General features: G+C 33.8%; 20 protein-coding genes and 1 pseudogene. 6 read left to right on the top strand and 15 right to left on the bottom strand.

All coding sequences use genetic code 11. The annotated features are described in order from the left end of the window. Positions 1–16: 16 nt before the first annotated feature. The 7 genes and pseudogenes from JFT95_RS08450 to JFT95_RS08420 form a co-directional block, all read right to left on the bottom strand. Positions 17–445, bottom strand: a complete 429-nt coding sequence (locus JFT95_RS08450; protein ID WP_201051974.1) for a GNAT family N-acetyltransferase — start codon at positions 443–445, stop codon at positions 17–19. Further along, positions 426–815, bottom strand: coding sequence for a cupin domain-containing protein (locus tag JFT95_RS08445; protein ID WP_201051973.1), 390 nt, complete (start codon positions 813–815; stop codon positions 426–428). The genes JFT95_RS08450 and JFT95_RS08445 overlap by 20 nt, the downstream gene beginning before the upstream one ends. Before the next feature lie 12 nt (positions 816–827). Continuing rightward, complete coding sequence (locus tag JFT95_RS08440; RefSeq protein WP_201051972.1) at positions 828–1,313, bottom strand: GNAT family N-acetyltransferase; 486 nt, start codon at positions 1,311–1,313, stop codon at positions 828–830. Beyond that, positions 1,310–1,870 (bottom strand): 2'-5' RNA ligase family protein, encoded by a 561-nt coding sequence (locus JFT95_RS08435; RefSeq protein WP_201051970.1) that lies wholly within the window; start codon positions 1,868–1,870, stop codon positions 1,310–1,312. Before JFT95_RS08435 ends, JFT95_RS08440 begins: the two co-directional genes overlap by 4 nt. A 6-nt stretch (positions 1,871–1,876) precedes the next feature. Beyond that, positions 1,877–2,443 carry a GNAT family N-acetyltransferase gene (locus JFT95_RS08430; protein ID WP_201051968.1) on the bottom strand — a complete coding sequence of 189 codons (567 nt, stop codon included), beginning with the start codon at positions 2,441–2,443 and terminating at the stop codon, positions 1,877–1,879. Positions 2,444–2,674: 231 nt separating this feature from the next. After that, the gene (locus JFT95_RS08425) at positions 2,675–3,802 is read right to left on the bottom strand and encodes a metallophosphoesterase (protein WP_201051966.1); all 1,128 of its coding nucleotides are present in this window, start codon (positions 3,800–3,802) and stop codon (positions 2,675–2,677) included. 150 nt (positions 3,803–3,952) lie between these two features. Then, positions 3,953–4,374, bottom strand: a pseudogene (locus JFT95_RS08420) (GNAT family N-acetyltransferase). Positions 4,375–4,505: 131 nt separating this feature from the next. On the opposite strand from JFT95_RS08420, the gene pdxR reads away from it, so the two are divergent. After that, positions 4,506–5,906, top strand: coding sequence for a MocR-like pyridoxine biosynthesis transcription factor PdxR (gene pdxR / locus JFT95_RS08415; RefSeq protein WP_201051964.1), 1,401 nt, complete (start codon positions 4,506–4,508; stop codon positions 5,904–5,906). A gap of 44 nt (positions 5,907–5,950) precedes the next feature. On the opposite strand, the gene JFT95_RS08410 is transcribed toward pdxR, so the two are convergent. Both JFT95_RS08410 and JFT95_RS08405 read right to left on the bottom strand, forming a co-directional pair. Continuing rightward, on the bottom strand, positions 5,951–6,808 hold the full coding sequence (locus JFT95_RS08410; RefSeq protein WP_002012482.1) for a YitT family protein: 858 nt from the start codon (positions 6,806–6,808) through the stop codon (positions 5,951–5,953). Between the two features lie 169 nt (positions 6,809–6,977). Next, positions 6,978–8,186, bottom strand: coding sequence for a macrolide family glycosyltransferase (locus JFT95_RS08405; RefSeq protein ID WP_002141425.1), 1,209 nt, complete (start codon positions 8,184–8,186; stop codon positions 6,978–6,980). A gap of 382 nt (positions 8,187–8,568) precedes the next feature. On the opposite strand from JFT95_RS08405, the gene JFT95_RS08400 reads away from it, so the two are divergent. From JFT95_RS08400 to JFT95_RS08390, 3 genes are read left to right on the top strand one after another with little or no spacing between them, the layout of a single operon-like run. Beyond that, the gene (locus JFT95_RS08400; protein WP_201051962.1) at positions 8,569–9,447 is read left to right on the top strand and encodes an aminoglycoside phosphotransferase family protein; all 879 of its coding nucleotides are present in this window, start codon (positions 8,569–8,571) and stop codon (positions 9,445–9,447) included. A gap of 23 nt (positions 9,448–9,470) precedes the next feature. Next, complete coding sequence (locus JFT95_RS08395; RefSeq protein WP_201051960.1) at positions 9,471–10,358, top strand: GNAT family N-acetyltransferase; 888 nt, start codon at positions 9,471–9,473, stop codon at positions 10,356–10,358. Continuing rightward, positions 10,351–11,064: a class I SAM-dependent methyltransferase gene (locus JFT95_RS08390; RefSeq protein WP_201051958.1), complete on the top strand. Its 714-nt coding sequence runs from the start codon at positions 10,351–10,353 to the stop codon at positions 11,062–11,064. Before JFT95_RS08395 ends, JFT95_RS08390 begins: the two co-directional genes overlap by 8 nt. Positions 11,065–11,084: 20 nt before the next feature. Here JFT95_RS08390 and alr read toward each other — a convergent pair whose 3' ends face one another. Continuing rightward, positions 11,085–12,260, bottom strand: coding sequence for an alanine racemase (gene alr, locus JFT95_RS08385; RefSeq protein WP_002141421.1), 1,176 nt, complete (start codon positions 12,258–12,260; stop codon positions 11,085–11,087). A gap of 171 nt (positions 12,261–12,431) precedes the next feature. Here alr and JFT95_RS08380 point away from each other — a divergent pair, with 171 nt between their 5' ends. Beyond that, on the top strand, positions 12,432–12,893 hold the full coding sequence (locus tag JFT95_RS08380; RefSeq protein ID WP_201051955.1) for a DinB family protein: 462 nt from the start codon (positions 12,432–12,434) through the stop codon (positions 12,891–12,893). A gap of 7 nt (positions 12,894–12,900) precedes the next feature. Here JFT95_RS08380 and JFT95_RS08375 read toward each other — a convergent pair whose 3' ends face one another. From JFT95_RS08375 to JFT95_RS08355, 5 genes are all read right to left on the bottom strand, one after another. Beyond that, positions 12,901–13,677, bottom strand: a complete 777-nt coding sequence (locus tag JFT95_RS08375; protein ID WP_201051953.1) for a Cof-type HAD-IIB family hydrolase — start codon at positions 13,675–13,677, stop codon at positions 12,901–12,903. A gap of 6 nt (positions 13,678–13,683) precedes the next feature. After that, entirely contained in the window at positions 13,684–14,274 is a 591-nt protein-coding gene (locus JFT95_RS08370) for a histidine phosphatase family protein (RefSeq protein WP_201051951.1), read from the bottom strand. A 91-nt stretch (positions 14,275–14,365) separates the two neighbouring features. Then, complete coding sequence (gene spoIIP / locus JFT95_RS08365) at positions 14,366–15,520, bottom strand: stage II sporulation protein P (RefSeq protein ID WP_033716336.1); 1,155 nt, start codon at positions 15,518–15,520, stop codon at positions 14,366–14,368. 76 nt (positions 15,521–15,596) lie between these two features. Beyond that, positions 15,597–16,565, bottom strand: coding sequence for an SPFH domain-containing protein (locus tag JFT95_RS08360; RefSeq protein ID WP_002031527.1), 969 nt, complete (start codon positions 16,563–16,565; stop codon positions 15,597–15,599). 2 nt (positions 16,566–16,567) lie between these two features. After that, positions 16,568–16,996 carry an NfeD family protein gene (locus JFT95_RS08355; protein WP_002031530.1) on the bottom strand — a complete coding sequence of 143 codons (429 nt, stop codon included), beginning with the start codon at positions 16,994–16,996 and terminating at the stop codon, positions 16,568–16,570. A 280-nt stretch (positions 16,997–17,276) separates the two neighbouring features. On the opposite strand from JFT95_RS08355, the gene JFT95_RS08350 reads away from it, so the two are divergent. Beyond that, on the top strand, positions 17,277–18,494 hold the full coding sequence (locus JFT95_RS08350) for an MFS transporter (RefSeq protein ID WP_002168568.1): 1,218 nt from the start codon (positions 17,277–17,279) through the stop codon (positions 18,492–18,494). The last annotated feature ends 41 nt before the right edge of the window (positions 18,495–18,535 follow it).

Raw genomic sequence — 18,535 nt, 5'->3', positions numbered from 1 at the left:
AGCTTGAAATATTTTCTCACTTCAAAGTCATAATTACTTGTCTTTCAATGAACCCAAATTCTTCGTACATCTCTTTTGCAAAATTTCCAGCAAATACGTTCAAACGAATTTCGGAATACTTCTCCTTCAATTCCTTAATGCCAGCCTCCATCAATTCTCGCGATAATCCTCTCCCGCGATATTCTGAAAACACATACAGCTCATATATAAATCCAAGTTTTTCACGAGAAAAATAGTCTGTATTTTCCCCTATTAATATCCATCCCATTACTTTATTTTCTTCTTTAATGACTAAATAATATGCCTCTTTTTCTATTATTGGCTTTGTAATTTCAATCGCTTTTTCTTTACTTAACTGACAATTCCCTCTCGTTCCTTCGAAAAGTGATTGAGCTGCATAATGTAATATTTTTTCCGTTTCTTTCTCATTCGCTTTTGTAATCATTCCTTTCTCCCTCCTGCCCTCTAATCATCATTGAAATACCATTTTCAAGACCGTCTGACTCAATTACAATTGCTATCAATCCTTTTTCCGTACTTGTTTCATGTAACTCACCCTTCTCCCAAAACACAGCTTGTCCAGCTTCTATCTTCACTTTTTCTTTATTTGCCCCGCATACATATCCTTCACCATCCACAATAAGAAGCAGCTGCGACACAACTGCTTCATGATATCCGATGATTCCATTCTCTTGTAAATGCATAGCGCCGATATGTATATTCCCTTGATGGTTTAATATTTTCGACATTATGAAATTAGATTGAAATACTGATATGTGCTTTCCCATTTTTTCGCTAAAGTCAAATATTTTCATTCCTGCTCCTCCCTATATGTATAAAACCATCCTTATTGTCTGCATCAAATGTCCTTCAAAATCTTCTTCAAATTGCTCTAATTCGGCAAAACCCTTCGCTTCATAAAAGCGCTTTCCTTTTTCGTTTGCTGCTTCTACATGAATGTACATTTTTCGAATTCCGTTTAATGCTGAAATTCCTTTTTGTAATAAAGCACTTCCTATCCCTTTTCCTTGCTGATCTGGTAACAAATAAATCGCACCTAATTCTGCTTCATTTTGCAGTCTAACAGGTGAAAAATTCGCAAATCCAATTACTTCTCCCTCTTCTTCTGCAACGAATAAATGTGTATTTTTAAGACGATATTTCATTTTTTCATCAGAATATGCTTCCTCTAAAAAACTATCTTGAATCTCTCTCGGAATAATTCCTTCGTAAGTATCATGCCAAGCTATTTTTGCTACGTTTTGTACAGCATGAATATCTTCTTGCTTCATTTCTCTAATTACATATGTCATCTCGATGTCTCCATTCTCATTAAATTATATTCTGCTAATATACTAGAAGAAATGGCAAAACCATTTTCATAATTTACCTTAATTAATTTTAACTTCTCAATCGAAGCTATTGTAACATCAAATTTTCCACATATATATTCCATTACACTTAAAAATTGATTTGAATTTAACCCATTAGAAATCGTGCAATGCGGAACCCATTTTCCTGGCACGTAATATGAATTCGAATTATCATGAAAAGTTTTGAAATAATCATGATAAGAATGATGAAGTCTTAATAATTCATCAGTAATGGTTGGTGCTAGAAAGATCGTTCCGTTAGTAGGAAAAGTTCCAACTGAAGGAAAAGTTACAGCGGAGATGTTCTCTTGAAAAACTACAAACTCCTCTAATTTCTTCGTATATAAATTAACATCTAACTCATTATAATCAGCCAATGTAATATGTGGTTCTACTCCAGCTAGTTGATTTATTCCAATTATATTTGTTAATTCATTTTGCAATTCTTTAATTTTATTAGTAAACACACTATCCAATGTAGCAATAATTGCGTACATGCTTCCTCACCCCTTCGTTACACATAGCGCTTCCCACTCTTCACGAATCATTCCCATTCGAATAGAGTCATAGTATGTCCCGTTATAATAACGGCATTTTCGCATTCTACCTTCTAATCGCATTCCTATTTTCTCCGCTACTTTCATCATTCGTTCATTACCAGACCAAGTCGTAAGTCCTACTCTACCAATCTCCATATTTTCAAATAGCAAATCTCTATATAGTTTTAATGCTTCTGTACCATATCCACCATTCCAGTATGCTGGGTCATAAATTACGATTCCCATTTCTAACCAACGCGTCGGTTTATGTTCCCAATAAAATCCGACTGTCCCTATAATTTGACCGTTATTTTCTATTATTAAATTTGATAGCGGTTCTTCTTGTAAACGAGTTTGCATCTTCTCTTTATAGGACGAATATTCTTGCATTGAGAACGGAAAATACGGTGCATCCCATCTTTTCCACTCTGGATGTTCTTCCTTATATACAATACTCCATAATTCTTTTATATCTGATTCTTCTATTGTACGAATTGTAACTTTGTTCCCCTTTAATATAACGTTTTGCATAATTTCCTCCTACATTCCTCTTTATTTCATATACAATTATAATATTTTTTCAGAAAAATCAAAACAAAACTCCACTCTATTTTGTATAATTTTGTTATAAAATACGAATTATTTATGTAAATTAACCAATTTTTTCGAGTTTAATTTAGAAACTGAACTTCGGAAAAAATTGGATGAAGTACGAGTTCGTAGCATAGTTAATAAAAAATAGGAGGTTATATCCCTCCCATTTTAGCTAAATATTGTATTCCTCTTCTTTTCTATCTCAAGTAGAATTCCTTTCTCTATCCAGCCTTCTACACCATCTTTTTTAATTAAATCAGATCCGACACAACTACCATCAATGAGAGAAACAACATCCCCGTTTCTAACGCTTAATTGTGCACAAGAAATATCCGTTTTCACTGTATACTCACCTGATTCAAGTTGCTTTATATACTCGTTTTTCACATGAAGTAATTCATTTGTTCCTAGTTGTTTACATACGGTAAAACCTTTCATTCTCTCCACAGGCTCTATATAATAATGCGGATATGTAACCCCGCCCTGCATTACTGAATTCGCATTAAAATCGGCCAATACTTCATACTGCGGAAAATGATCTACATATGTATAAGAAAACGTATCACCTGAAGTTGTCCTCTGAATAATAAATGCATTTAATTGCCCTGCTTCTTTAATCGCATTACCACCATCAATCGCAATAATTTTTTTCTCCTTATCAATAACTGGATTGTTAGACGGCGCCTCCTCGGAATAGTTCACAACAGGCCAATGTCCAACAATTACGTACTTATCCGCTCTATGTGACTTATTAAAAAACTCCGGCATTGCAATTGCATTTTTCCTGTCTGTTTGTCTCCAATTCTCTCTATCTTCAAGACCAGCATGTACAAAGATATAATCTTCTGTTTCAATCGCTGTCGGCAATTCTGTTAGCCACTTTATTTCTTTTGAAAAATGGCTCATCAATATGTTTTTCACTTCACGAATATCACTTTCTTCATTAACTGTAATGTTCAATTTCCCTAGCCATTCATTAAAAATTGTATTTTTTCGCGTACATAAATAATTTATTAGCGCAGGATTTTCATTTACAAGCGCTTCAACTACAACTTCACAATTCCCTTCAACTACATAAACATTTGGCTTGCTAACTACTAAATCCATCACATAGTTTACGACGCCAATGCTATCGTTCCCCTTCTCACAAAGGTCACCATTTATAATTAAATAATCATCATCTTTAAAATTAACTTTATGTAATAATTCCTTTAAAAGATTTAATTCGCCATGAATATCAGATATTACGATAACTCTTACACCTTTTGGGATTAATAGTTTCTGAATTTTTTCCAAGTATGAACTCCCCTAACCTTCTTTTAATTCCATATTATCGTCTCAATTATAAAGAGACTACTCGACAAAATAAGTAATTAACCCTCCTCATTCTTCAATTCTAAATTAAAAGGGGTTCCATATGTTCTCACACATAGAACCCCCTTACTATTATAATTCTTTATAAAAAGAATAACTTACCTTATCATAGCCTTCTCTTTCATAAAAACGATGGGCATCAACTCTTGGAAACGCTGATGTAAGAACGATAGAACTGCACCCTTTTTCTTCCCCCATTTTTCTACATATGACAGCAGAACCTTACCATATCCTTTTGATCTGTGAGCTTCTGCAGTTACAAGATCATATACGAAAACATGTTTCTCATTATAAAAATTCGTACAAATCGCTACACCAGCTAGACTAACAACTTCGTCATCTTCATTCTGTAACGAGAGTAGTTTATAATTTTCTTTTTTCATTTTTTGAAATAAAGAACTTGCTTCTTCTCTTGAAATTTTTGTTCGTAATTGCTGTAATACAGGGAATACATCATGTAAATCAGCTTCTGTTACTATTTCTCTAATATTCATTTTGATTCTCCTCTTTCTATTTATTAAATTTTCTAAATGTTGTATCATCATTATAAAAAGTAACTGCCCTTAACTTAAGTGACAGTTCGATTATTTTTTATATGGCCAGTTTTTAAAGGAGAATTCTTAAAATGGATCTTACTATCCCATTACAATTAGAAAGTAAAACACCAATTTATTTACAAATTTACGAATATATGAAACGAGAAATCTCTCAGGGATCACTGCCTGCCGGTACACGCCTTCCTTCTCACAGAAATTTAGCGATACAACTTAATGTTAGCCGTATTACTGTTGAATCTGCTTATCAACAATTACTAGCTGAAGGTTATGTAGAAAGTAAACCGAAGCGCGGGATTTTTGTTGCAGAAGTTGATATTGATGTCATTCAAAATAAACAACACGTTGCGTCAAACAGCGCTAACAATACTAAAAATGAACAATATGACTATGATTGTAGCCAAGGCCTTATTGATCAAAAAGCTTTTCCAATTACAAACTGGAAAAGAGCATTACAAGAAACTTTATTCCAGTATGAAAATGAATTATTTGCTAGAGAAGATCCTCAAGGTGAGTTCGTTTTACGAGAGCATATTTCAAAATATTTATACCATGCCCGCGGGGTACATTCTTCACCTGATCAAATTATTATTGGAGCCGGTACGCAGCCTCTTCTTTGGCTACTACTTCAACTGCTTGGTTCAAAAAAAGAATATGGAATCGAAAACCCTGGATTTCACCGTATAACTGCTATGATTCAAAGCTCTGCTCTTCCTGTTCACCCTATACCTCTAGATGATAAAGGGCTTCATATTTCAGCTTTACGTGAATCAAGTGCTAATGTAGCATACGTCACTCCATCTCACCAATTTCCTCTTGGAATGATTATGCCATTATCTAGAAGGCTCGAATTATTAAGATGGGCCAATGATTGCGAAGGATATATTATTGAAGATGATTATGACGGGGAATTTCGTTATGTAGGAAAACCTATTCCCTCTTTACAAGGACTAGATTCAAATGAGCGCGTTATTTATATGGGAACTTTCTCGAAATCCTTTTTACCTTCTTTGCGAATGGGGTATATCGTTTTACCACCTCATCTTTTAAAAATCTATAAAGCGCTTGGGGGCATGTTTAAACAAACTGTTTCTACCCTGCAGCAACTTGCCTTTGCAACTTTTATTCAAAATGGGGATTGGGAACGCCATATTAATCGAAGTCGTACGTTATATAAAAGAAAACATATTTCTTTAGTTAAATCTATTACAAATGAAATGGGCAATAACGTTCATATACTCGGTGAACAATCAGGGCTTCATATCGTACTTCATGTTCATAATGGTATGAACGAACAAGAACTGATTCATACTGCTGCAAACCAACAAATCAAATTATACCCACTCTCTACATATGATTCTGTACATAATTTAAGCGAGGCGTCATATGTACTACTCGGTTTCGGCAGCATTCCCGAAGATAGTATCGAAATTGTAGTCAAATTACTAAAGGAAGCCTGGTTCCCTAAGTAAAATAACTCCACATAAGTTATACTTATGTGGAGTTATTTTACACACTATTTTTCTGATACGTCTCCTGATCGAGCAGTCCTTCCTGGACGCTTAACACCAGTTGTTTCTGTTGAATAAGAAGCTTCAATTATAGCGGTTGGATCTACAGAGAGAACGAGATCTTTCATTTTTGGATAAATGAAACGGTTTGTAATACAATAAATGATTTTCTTGTGCTCTCCTAAAAAACCACCTTCTCCATGTAGATACGTAACGGATAATTGCAATTCTTTCATAAGCAAATCGCCTATTTCTTTATTTTTCCCAGAAATAATCATAACGCTCTTTCCTTGATTAATACCATCTAATATGAAATCAATCATTTTCGTAACAATATAGAAAATAGCTAATGAGAACATCGCTTGTTCAATTGAAAATAAAATGGCAACAAAAATGAAAATAACTGCATTAACAGCAAGTAAAAATGTGCTAATTGGTACTTTAAAGTGTTTGTTCATCCAAACAGCTAACATTTCTGATCCATCAATTGCCCCACCCATTTTTACAACGATCCCAACACCAACTCCAAATAGAACTCCTCCGTAAAGTACAATTAATAATTCCGAAGTTGTAATTGCTGGAAATGGCTTTAAATAAATCAATCCAAGTGTTGTAACAACATTTGCATAAGACGTACGGATAAAGAACTTCTTACCCATTACTTTTGCAGTAAATAGTAAAATTGGGATATTAAGTCCTAAAAATACTCCATAAAGCGGTAATCCAGCAACTTTATTTGCCATAATAGCAATGGCCGTTACCCCGCCATCTACTAATCCATTAGGTGCTAAAATAAGCTCTAATGAACCCGCTACAATAATCGATCCAATTGTTAATAATACGTATTCAAATACTCTTTTCATTCATTACCCCCAAAACATATATATTTTCTTAGTATTATTTTAACGTAATTTTACTACTAATTCAAAGATATCAGTTTATATACACAAAAGTTTCACCTTTATAGTGATTTTTCATGTGATTTATTTATAAAAACACACTTACGTATTTCAGTAAGTGTGCTCCAATCATTTATTTAAGTTTTAAATATGAATTCACTTTCATTTTAAATATTTCATCAACTGCTCTATTATACCCACCAGCATTTCGAAGTGACTCTCCAACTTTACGACTATTTTCCTTAAACGTTACATCATACATTACTTTCTTTACAGTCTCACGTAACAATTCAGAAGTTAATTCTTTACGATTAAGCCTTATTCCAGCTCCTACTTCACTCACTCGTTTCGCAACTAAAGGCTGATCTCCTGTTACCGGAATTACAACTAACGGGACACCGTAATATAGTGCTTCACTCGAACTATTCATACCACCGTGTGTCACGAATACATCAGCGTACTGTAATACTTCTAATTGCGGCACATAATTATACAACTTAAAGTTATTCGGAATGTTTTCAAATTGACTTATATTTATCTTCTTACCAACAACTAATACGACTGTCGCTTCTACATCTTTAAACGCTTCAAAACATTTTTCATATAACTCAGGTTGTTCATTAAAAACTGTTCCCATAGAAATGAAAATCAATTGTTTATCTTTTAAATCTTCCATAGGAAAGCTATCTACTTCTTTTCGAGTAGCAATTGATGGACCGACAAACTTATACGATTCATCGAATACATCTGAACGCGGCTGATATTCCTTTGAAGTATATACAATAGTAATATCACCAGGATGATTCATAATATCATACATATTAATACATTTCATTCCATACTGCCTATTCCATTTTTCCATTCCCGCTAAACAAGATTGATATAATGGATTAGTTTCATCTACTTGTCTCGATTCTTGTTCATCATTAAAAGTAATGTACTGATTAAAAGCAAACGTTGTACAAGAAGAAACGCTAGGTAATTTTAAAACATTCGCTATAATACGTCCTACTGGAAAATGATTATCGTATATCAAGTAATCGTACTTTTCCCCTTTTGTTTCTTCTACAATTTGAGTAACAATACGCTCTGATGCTTCAATCATATGAGATAGCATCGTCAAAGGACTCCCACCTTCATTTACTCGTTCCATAATATTAATTTGAGAGAGGAAATTCTCAAACACTCGGAATTCTGCACCTGTTGCTTCAATCTTCTTTCTATAATCTTCAATACAATACGAAACAACTGTTTCCCCTCGCCGAATTAACTCACTTACAATAGCTAAAGTCGGATTTATATGACCTTCTCCAGGGAAATTTATTACGAGTACATTTGCCATAATATTCTCTCCTATCTAATATAATCAATAGTTAATCATATTAATTAATTTAAAACTATTAAGTAATCTATTCTACTTCTTCATATTTTTCTCTTCATTTTATTATTGAGAAATATTTTTCATAACCTACATTATAACTCTTATAAAAGTAGACTTAACCTTTCATTTATTGAAAAATACGGGATTTACATTCAGGCATTTTTCAGATTTATCATCAGAAACATTATTTTGATAATTCATACAAAACTAGAAAAATATAATTTTCACACTGATTTCTCACCATAAATTTATTTAAGTTCTATGTTGTCACCATCATTATCCACTTGGTACATATTCTGTTATATAATGAATTTATAGAATTTACAGAATAAGGAGTCCTTTCATGCTACAACAATTGTTTACTTCACCTATTTTATCCGCTCAAGCTTTGCATCCAGGCTATGAAGACCATGCAAGCGACGTGTTTCTTGTTAAAACAGAAGCTGAAGAAGTTATTGTTCGCTCTTCAAAAATGACTGAAGAGCCCAACAATGATTTTTGGTGGGGATGTAAAAATCTTTTTGGAATTGATCCAAGGCATGTACATCATTTAGAAACAATACACGCATTATTGAAAAAGCATACTACCTTACCCATCCCGACTATTTTGCAAAAACATGTTTTAAATGAGCGAGAGTATGTAATCGTCGAAAAACTAACCGGAAATACGCTGCAATCATTTATCGGACAACCTGATTCTATTTTATTCAGCCTTGGAAAAGGACTAGCAGAAATTCATTCGTTTCAAGCAGAGTTTATAGGAAACCCATCAAATACTTTCCACATTCCACTAGAAGAATTTAAGTCTCACATATTAAAAGTCAGTAAAGATCTTGTAAATAAGTTCTATTCCGATAACGCGAGCATCCAAAACGCATTTCATACTTTTGAGTCACAGCTCTCTTCCTTGCCGTCACCGAAGGAATCTACACTTGTTTTAATTGATATGGATCCTACTCAGTTTTTATCAGATGGAGAATCTATTACTGTTTTAGTAGATACAGAGGCTTATGCAATTTCTCCACGAGAGTTTGATTTTATTGGATTAGAATATGTACTTACAGAAAAAGAGGCTCATGCTTTTAAACAAGGTTACGAAACCATTATGCCCATTCCTCGTCTTGAAGAATGTAGACATCCCTATCGATATTTGTACCGGTTATTATCTGTTCAGGGCAGTGTAGAGTTAGACAAGTGGCTAAGTCATCCATCCTATTTTTAAATACGAATGAGAGGGATTATGAAATGAATATTGAACAAAAGAAATCTTTAACAGCAAACGAAATTCAGCAAATGAAAGGTTTAGCTCATATTTGCGGGCAACACGATAAAATTGATTACTCGTCAGAGTTACATGTCAACTTTTTAACTGCTCGTAATAAAGATGTGATAAATGATTTTCTATTTTATGATGATACTCAATTAATCGGTGCATTAAGTATGTATGACTTTGAAAGACCGACAAAACTGGAGTTAATAGGGTTTGTTCATCCGAACTATAGGAAACAACATATAGGCACTACTCTTTTACAAACCGCAATGAAAGAAATACGAATAAGGGAGACCGATGAAGCTCTTCTGATTATGAATGGGGATTCTGTTTCTGGGAAAGAATTTACAAAACAAATGAAGTTACCTTATTTATATAGTGAATATAGTATGGAGTTCAAAGCAAAAGAAGTGCAAAAAACAACAAAGAATACTATACAGCTCACTCTTGCATCTTCAGAATCACTTCTTAATCTTATTGAAATTTCAAGTAAAGCCTTTGGAGATTCAGTAGAAAATACCGCTACATGGTTACAGAAAATGATGAATTCACCTTCTCATCAAGTTTACATTGCTCTTATTAATGAAAAAGCAATTGGAACGATTACAGTTACTGAGCAAGAGCAATCTACTACACTATCAGGATTTGCAGTTCATCCTTCTTATCAAGGTAAAGGATATGGTAAAGATATTCTTAGTTATATGGTACATACACTTATTACAGAAGGAGTTTCAACAATTGAACTAGACGTCGAAACGAAAAATAATAATGCTTTAAAACTATATACACAATGTGGTTTTGAAATTAAAAAGAAGCATGACTATTATAATTTAATGAATTTTGAGCAGAATACATATGTCTAAAAAACTAATTTATTCTGATTATGATATTTTTGCAGACATTTATAATAAACATTGGGGACATTTTGCAGAACACTCCTATCCAGCCTATCATAAATTTATTTTACAATACGCCAGTTCCCACTCCCGCATATTAGATCTTTGCTGCGGAACCGGTCATCTTTCTAAAATATTAATCGATAACAATTTCATTGTAACTGGTATAGATGGTTCAGCTCAAATGATTGCACATGCACGTAAAAATGCATCAGAAGCAACCTTCATTGTTGATGATGCGCGCTATTTCAAAGTAGATGAGCAATTCCACTATGTCATCTCAGCCGGCGATAGCTTAAACCACATTATGAAATTAGATGAACTAAAAAATACTTTTCACAACGTTTACTCTGCGTTATATGATGGCGGCTCATTCGCATTTGATATGAATATGGAAAAAGGCTTTTTTGAAAATTGGAGTGCTTCCTTTCATATTTCAGAACGCGAATATGTTTGTACCATCGATTCCACTTATGATAATGAAAGTCACAGAGCAGAGATGAATTTCATTCTATTTAAACATGACATAAATGATAATTGGAAAAGAAGTGACTTTTCTTTTGAGGAAGCTTGTTACTCCAATGAAGAAATAATTTCTTCGTTGGAATCTGTAGGATTTAAAAACATTCAACTACATGGTGCAAATAGAACATTTTTCATTTGTCAAAAATAAAAAAACTGAATCATATCGATTCAGTTTTTTCTTAATATATTTACAATTGCAGTCGTTTCATCATTTTCTTTATAGACACGTGGAATTCTTCTGTCCAACATACATGTAACTTCATAGTTAATTGTACCTAGCATATCTGCTATTTCTTCTACCGCAATCTCTTCTTCATCTTGTTTGCCGTAGAATACAACTTCGTCTCCTACTTGTACTGGCATTGCATTTGTAACATCTAGCATAAGCTGATCCATACAAACACGGCCAATTACAGGTACTCGTACTCCGTTTATTAGTGCATGCCCTTTATTAGATAGCTGACGATTATAACCATCAGCATAACCAATCGGTACAGTTGCAATCCATTCTTCGCCCGTTGTTACATAAGTATTCCCATAGCTAACACCACGATTTTTCTTCGCATGTTTAACATGAGCTACTTTTGATTTTAAAGACAACGCTGGCTGTAAGGAAGCAACTGTATGATCCACTTCTCTTGAAGGATACATACCGTAAATTCCAATACCGACACGAACCATATTTTGAAATGTGTTACTAAGTTCCATTGACCCTGCACTGTTTGAACTATGAATATATGGAAAATGAATTCCTAATTCTTCCGCTGTATTTACAGCTTTCTCAAACAAACTTGTTTGCATATTTGTATAAGTTTTATCTATTTCATCAGCGGTAGAGTAATGTGTAAACATCCCTACTACTTCTACATATCGCATACGTTTTAACTCTTCAAAAAACGGTTTAACTTCTTCTTCCTGTAAACCAATACGGCTCATTCCTGTATCAATTTTCACATGAATTCGCACTTTCTTTTGAAGATGGTTTGCAACTTCATCTATACCTTGTAAATCTTCTACTCTATAAACAGTCATCATAACGTCATATTGAATTACATCTTCTACAGCTGCTACTGGTGTATATCCTAAAATTAAAATAGGTACAGTAATTCCAGCTTCTCTTAATTCAATTGCTTCATCTACAAATGCAACTGCAAGTTGGTTTATTCCTGCTTCAATAGCCGATTTCGCAACTTCAACTGCCCCATGACCATACCCATTCGCTTTTACAGCAGCCATCATTGCAATATTTTCATCATTCACACGTTTTTTAAATTCTTTTACATTATGTTTTACCGCATTTAAGTCAACTTCAACAATTGTATCTCTTCCATATTTCAAGCTCATTGGTCTAACTCCTAACTCAATAATTACATTCCATTCTATTTCACGTTTCATATGACCTTTTACAATATAATACTTTTCACTATGCTAGTCAAACTACTAGAATTTTCGGAATTTTGAGTATGATATAATACCCTTAAGAAACTATTATATACGGAGGTGAGAATAATTACAATGTTTGTTCCATCTGCATTGAATCAAGTTAAAATTGCTATCGATACTTCCATTCAAATACTGAACCAATATACTGAAAGTGATTTGAAAATAAAGCCGATTGAATCAAAGCGGGCATTATTTGAAATGTGTACACATCTTTCCCTTATTTGCCACGCTGATTTACTCATATTAAATGGTATTACGGAAAAAGACTTACATACCTTTTATATAGAACAAACACCAGAAACAATTACTCAAATACAGCAAACGATGATACAAGGGTACGATTTACTTTCTAAAACTTTTTTATCCTATTCCAATGAAGAATTAGCGGAAATTATGACTGCTTATTGGGGTATTTCTTACTCTCGATTCGAATGGTTGCTTGAAATCGTTGCACATTTTTATCATCATCGCGGGCAAATTCATATTTTATTATGTGAGCACATTAAAGATCCTAACATATCTTTATTTCAATAAAGGTATGTTAGACGACATTAAACTTTTTTAAGGCAAATAAAATACCACCTTCACTCGCCTTCTTTGTAACGAAATCTGCTCTTGTTTTTAACTCTTCTCCGCCATTCCCCATCGCAATTCCTAATCCTACATATTGCAACATCTCAACATCATTTCCACCGTCACCAAAAGCAATTGCTTCTGATTTACAAATTTCCAGATGTTCCAATACCTTTTGAATTGCAGTTAGCTTCGATACTTTACTATCTTCCAACACATTCATAACGTAACCATGAAAACGTTCAAACGTAAATGCTGGATATCTTTCAAAGAATTTTTGAGCTTCTGTTTCATCAGCATACAGACATACACAATAAATCTCTTCTGATAAGTTTCTAACTTTGTCAGGATACCGCTCTAAATTTAACGTTTCATTTAATGCTCGTATTACACGTTCGTCTTTTGAGGCAATACCATTCATTACAAATTCCTCTGTAAAATAAGAAACACTGTGACCATGTAATTCAGCGAAATTTGAAATATCATGAACAATTCCTCTTGAAAGTACCGATTTATGTATAACTTCATCAGCACATTTTATATGTGCACCATTTGCAGAAATAAACGTATTTATGCCTAGTTCCTCAAATTGTGAGCATAAGCTATATGGTCTCCCTGTTGTAACAACTACTTGTATTCCTTTATCTATTAATCTTTGTATCGCTTCTTTTGTACTTTCGTGCATACTTCTGTCAATCTCACTTAAAAGAGTACCATCAACATCAAAAAACACTACTTTGTACATAGGTCTTTACATCCCGTCCAAATGATTCGTATCATTAATGAAATGTACTGTTTTTTGTTCACCATCAATTTCAATTAAGCTTATTCCCGTATCTCCTATTTTAAAGTAATAGTCCATTGAGATTGGCATTTTGAAAAATGCACGTAATATACTATTCATTACACCACCATGTGCAACAATTGCAATTCGGTCATATGTATTCTCTGTCACGATTTTAGAAAAAACCCCTTCTATTCTCATTCTAAATTCAATAAATGATTCCCCGTTTTCAAAACGATCATGAAGAAATTTTGGCTCTGGATATTTTTTCGCTTCTTCAAATGATAACCCTGCTTGTACCCCATTATTAAACTCCATTAATTCTTCTTCTAGTTGAATTGGGCACCCAATTCCTTCTGCTAATGTTTCACCAGTTTCGCGAGCACGTTTTAATGTGCTTGCCCAAATGAAATCTGGCGAGAAATCTGCTTTCACTTTCTGTACAAGTCTTTGTACTTGCTGTCTTCCCTTTTCTGTTAATTCAAAGTCAGCTCGACCTTCATGTACATTTAAAATATCTGCTTCTGATTCACCGTGACGTATTAGTAGTATTTGCATGTTTCTTCCGCTCCCTTGTTTAATATTCACAAAACTCCATTATATCACATTCTTAACTTTATATAACAAAAAAGGAACGGTTTCCCGCCCCTCATCCATTCACTTTCTCTGCATCATTCCAATAATATTTACTAAACGCTTCCGTTAACACATCAATAGTATTATATAGTTCGTCTAGCGTATTATCCACACCACCAACTTCAATTAACATCGCATTTTTAGATAAATCTTGATTATAAACGCCATTTCCATCTTTTTTATACTTTGGAAAGATCCCTCTGCTTAATCCGTAATAGTTTTCATCTAAATAACTATTGATTGCTCTTGCAATTTTTTCATTTTCAGCACGCCCTTCATTTTCCATCCCAATTATAAAATATAATCTTGCATACGATTTCCCGTTAATTACTTTTGTTGTTACCTTCTTCCGCTGATCATCACGGTGTATATCAATCGGAAACGCAATTTTATTATTTTGTGCTAATGTTTCTTTTACATATTCATGAGACGCTTTATATGATTGCGGCCATTTCCATTTTTTACTCGCTAATAAATCCCCCATATTCGTTTTATCATGAACTACTGGAATTCCTTGTCCTTCAAGTTGTTCTTTCATACGTTTCCCTAGTAAGGACACATTTACATCTGGACTTGATGGATCGGTAGCCCCTGGTAATAACGGAAAGAAAGATTCCCAGCTATGTGTATGATAAATATATACTGCACTTTCACCTTTTTTCGCTCCGTTCTTTTTCTGAACCGGATTATTCTTTTCAGCTTCTGTAACTTTATCTTTTGCTACTTCTCGCTCTTTCGTTACTTCTTCAATCGGTACACTAGATTCATTTGGGATATTCGTAAAGTTTGTCCCTTCCCCAGCTACGATAATGTTAGAGTAATACTTTGACATACCAGGCACTTCTTTACCGACAAACGTTCTTAAATCTTTAATTTTCAAATCCGTCGCAATCGAGAACATTAAATTTCCAAATGACTCCCTTTTATTCTGCTTAAAATAATCAAATCCGTAATAGCGATTCTCACTTTCTATCATTTGAACAAAACCTTGCATCGATACTTTTCCAAACCATTGATTCACGTAATTCGATTTCATTGTATGTAAAAGCGACGTCAAAATCGACGCAATAATAATTATGACTAGTGCATATAGAAAGAGTAACGAGATTAGTTTCTTCCCATGTATACGGGTTGCATACTTCTTCACTGTATCACCTTCTTTATACATGGATATGTACAAGCTTTTCGTAATATACGCAAAAAAAAAAAGAGAAATGGCATCCCATTTCTCTTTCTCACTCTTATTATTCTTTTTCTGTATCTGACGAAGGTAATTTCTTCGCTTGTTTTTCTTTGAAGATTTCCCCAATTGCACCAAGAGTACCAAGTGTTTCAATTGCATTAGACGGAATAAAGACTTTATTCGCTGGTCCTTTTGCAACCTCAATTAATGATTCAAACGATTTATAAGCAAGTACGCGTTCATCTAAATCTGCTGCGCGAAGTAATTCAATTCGGTTTTGTTCTGCTTTTGCGATTTCCTCAATCGCTCTTGCTTCCCCTTGCGCTTCTAATTCTTTTGCTTCTTTTAAACCTTCAGCTTCTCGAATACGCGCTTCTTTATCCCCTTCAGCCATTAAAATTTTACTTTGTTTTTCCCCTTCAGCCCGAAGGACTTTATCTTGTTTCGCTGCTTCAGCTTCTAAAATGATCGCACGTTTATTACGTTCTGCTTTCATTTGTTTTTCCATTGATACTTGCACATCTTTTGGTGGATTAATATCGACTATTTCGACACGCTCAATACGAACGCCCCATTTTTCTGTCGCTTCATCAAGTGCTAAACGAATTTCTGTTGAAATTTTTTCACGACCTGATAATGTTTCATCAAGCTCCATTTTACCAATAATTTGACGCATTGTTGCAGATGTAATATTACGAACACCATATTCATAGTTTGAAATACCATATGTCGCAAGCTCTGGTTCAACAATTTGATAGAAAATAATTGTATCAATTTCTACTTGTACATTATCTTTCGTTATTACCTTTTGTGGTGGTACATTCGTTTGTTGAATACGCAAATCGTGATATACACGAACGCGGTCTACAATTGGGATTAGAATATTTAATCCTGGGTGCATAATCCGTTGAAATTTACCAAACCTTTCAACGACCCCAACTTTTTGCTGAGAAATAATTTTAATTGTCAATGCAATAAATACAACGACAATCAATGCGAAAATAATCGTTAACGTTAATGCTACTGCCATATTTATTCACTCTCCTTTTTCACTTGTAAAATAGTACTATGCCTCTGTATAACAACGACTTTTTCTCCAGCATCAATAGGAGTATCCGCAATAGCTGTCCAAGTATCTCCATCCACTTTCACAATACCGTTCACTTCGCTTGTAATCGTTTGCATAACAATTCCCTTTTTACCAACAAGTTTATCTACTGTATCAGTAAAACCTTTTGCTTCTCGAAAGTTTTTAGAAATTCTTTTCGTAAAGAAAGTCAATGTTAAACTTACAATTGCCCCAACAACAACTTGTAAAAATAGTGCATCAGGAGCAAACAAAGCAATAAGACCTCCGACAACAGCTCCAATTCCAAGCCAAAGCATGTAAAACGTAATCGACAACATTTCTGCAATAAATAAAATACCCGCTATTATAAACCAAATCACCCATCCAGCCATATGCAACCCTCACTTTCTTTCTCATTTTCTATATGTATATGAAGAAAAGAATGGTTTATCCGCCCTTTCTCATAGAGGGGGCGTTTGCTACAAGCTATTATATGTATTCGCTGTTACAACAAGCATTAATAAAATGCTATATTAATATATTCTTCATTATACACGAAAATCCCTTTCAAAAAATGACAAAAAATTTAATTCTTTCAAAAATATAACTTACAGATTATAATGATTAAAATTAAAATTAAAAGCAGTATTGATTTGAAAGGTGGTATTCTTATTGCCTAAACGTTCACTAACTTACTATTTGGGCTCCAAAATATGCATTACTCTCGCTGACATTGTATACATAATGATTATTACAACTCACATCTATATCACAACTAGATCAGCTACAATTACTGCTCTTTTTCCATTATTACAGGTTATCACAAATCTTATCGCGAACACCTCTGCACCACTTATAATGAATCGGTTTCCATCTTATTCATTGCTATATACTCTACAATGGATTAAAACAGCTCTTTTAATATTGTTAATGATATTATTTCCTATACTATCAACAAACATTTCTGCTCTTTTAACTTTTGTTATTTTCATTTCATTATGTAGTGGCTGGAGCGCTCCTCTACTATACGCCGTTATCCCGCGCTTAACACCACAAGAAAAATTAGTAAAAGTAAATAGTGTCTTTTCCTTTTCAACACAAATTATACAAGCCGCTGCATACTCATTTACAAGCATAATTGTTCTTCTCATTGGCGTTACTTCGACACTCATGATTAATAACATATTGATGATTTTCGGATGTATTACATTACACCTTTCATTACAATCTATACAAGCTGAACGAGTAGCAGAACCCACTTCTTCGAAAACTACTGCATTATTAGAAGGATGGAAACTGTTATTTCAACACCCGTCTCTGCGCATCGTTACAATTATGGACTTAATTGAAACTTTCGCAGGGACGATATGGATCGGTGCTATTACGATGGCATATGTAACGACTGTTCTTCATAAAGGCGAAGATTGGTGGGGATATATTAACACAAGTTATTACGTCGGCACATTAATTGGTGGGATATTAGCGTGGAAAATGAGTACATATATTCAAAAAAATTTAATACGCTCCATGGCGATAGGCTCTCTTATGTTTAGTATTCTTACATTTTTATATGGTATGACAAGTAGCGGATTTATTGCTCTATTTCTTTGTGTTCTAATGGGGCCATGTTATCAAATTAGAGATATTTCTCAAACGACGGTTTTACAATCAAGCGTCACTCCTTCTTTATTATCGAAGATGTATACAGCTCATGGTGCACTTCTCTCGACAGCTTCTGGTCTTTCTATGCTTAGCGTTGGAATTATTACTGATATGTTCGGCGTTCGTACTATTTATATTATCGCCGCTTTTCTTATTTTATGTTCTGCTTGTTTATCCTTTAACTTATTAAAATATCAGAAGACGGAGCAGAAAGATATTTCACTTTAATCATTAAAACAAAAAGGACAGGAATTCCTGTCCTCTTTGTT

The organism is Bacillus sp. TH17, from assembly GCF_016651125.1.
Lineage (GTDB): Bacteria > Bacillota > Bacilli > Bacillales > Bacillaceae_G > Bacillus_A > Bacillus_A mycoides.
This window is presented reverse-complemented; position numbering and strand designations above follow the sequence as displayed.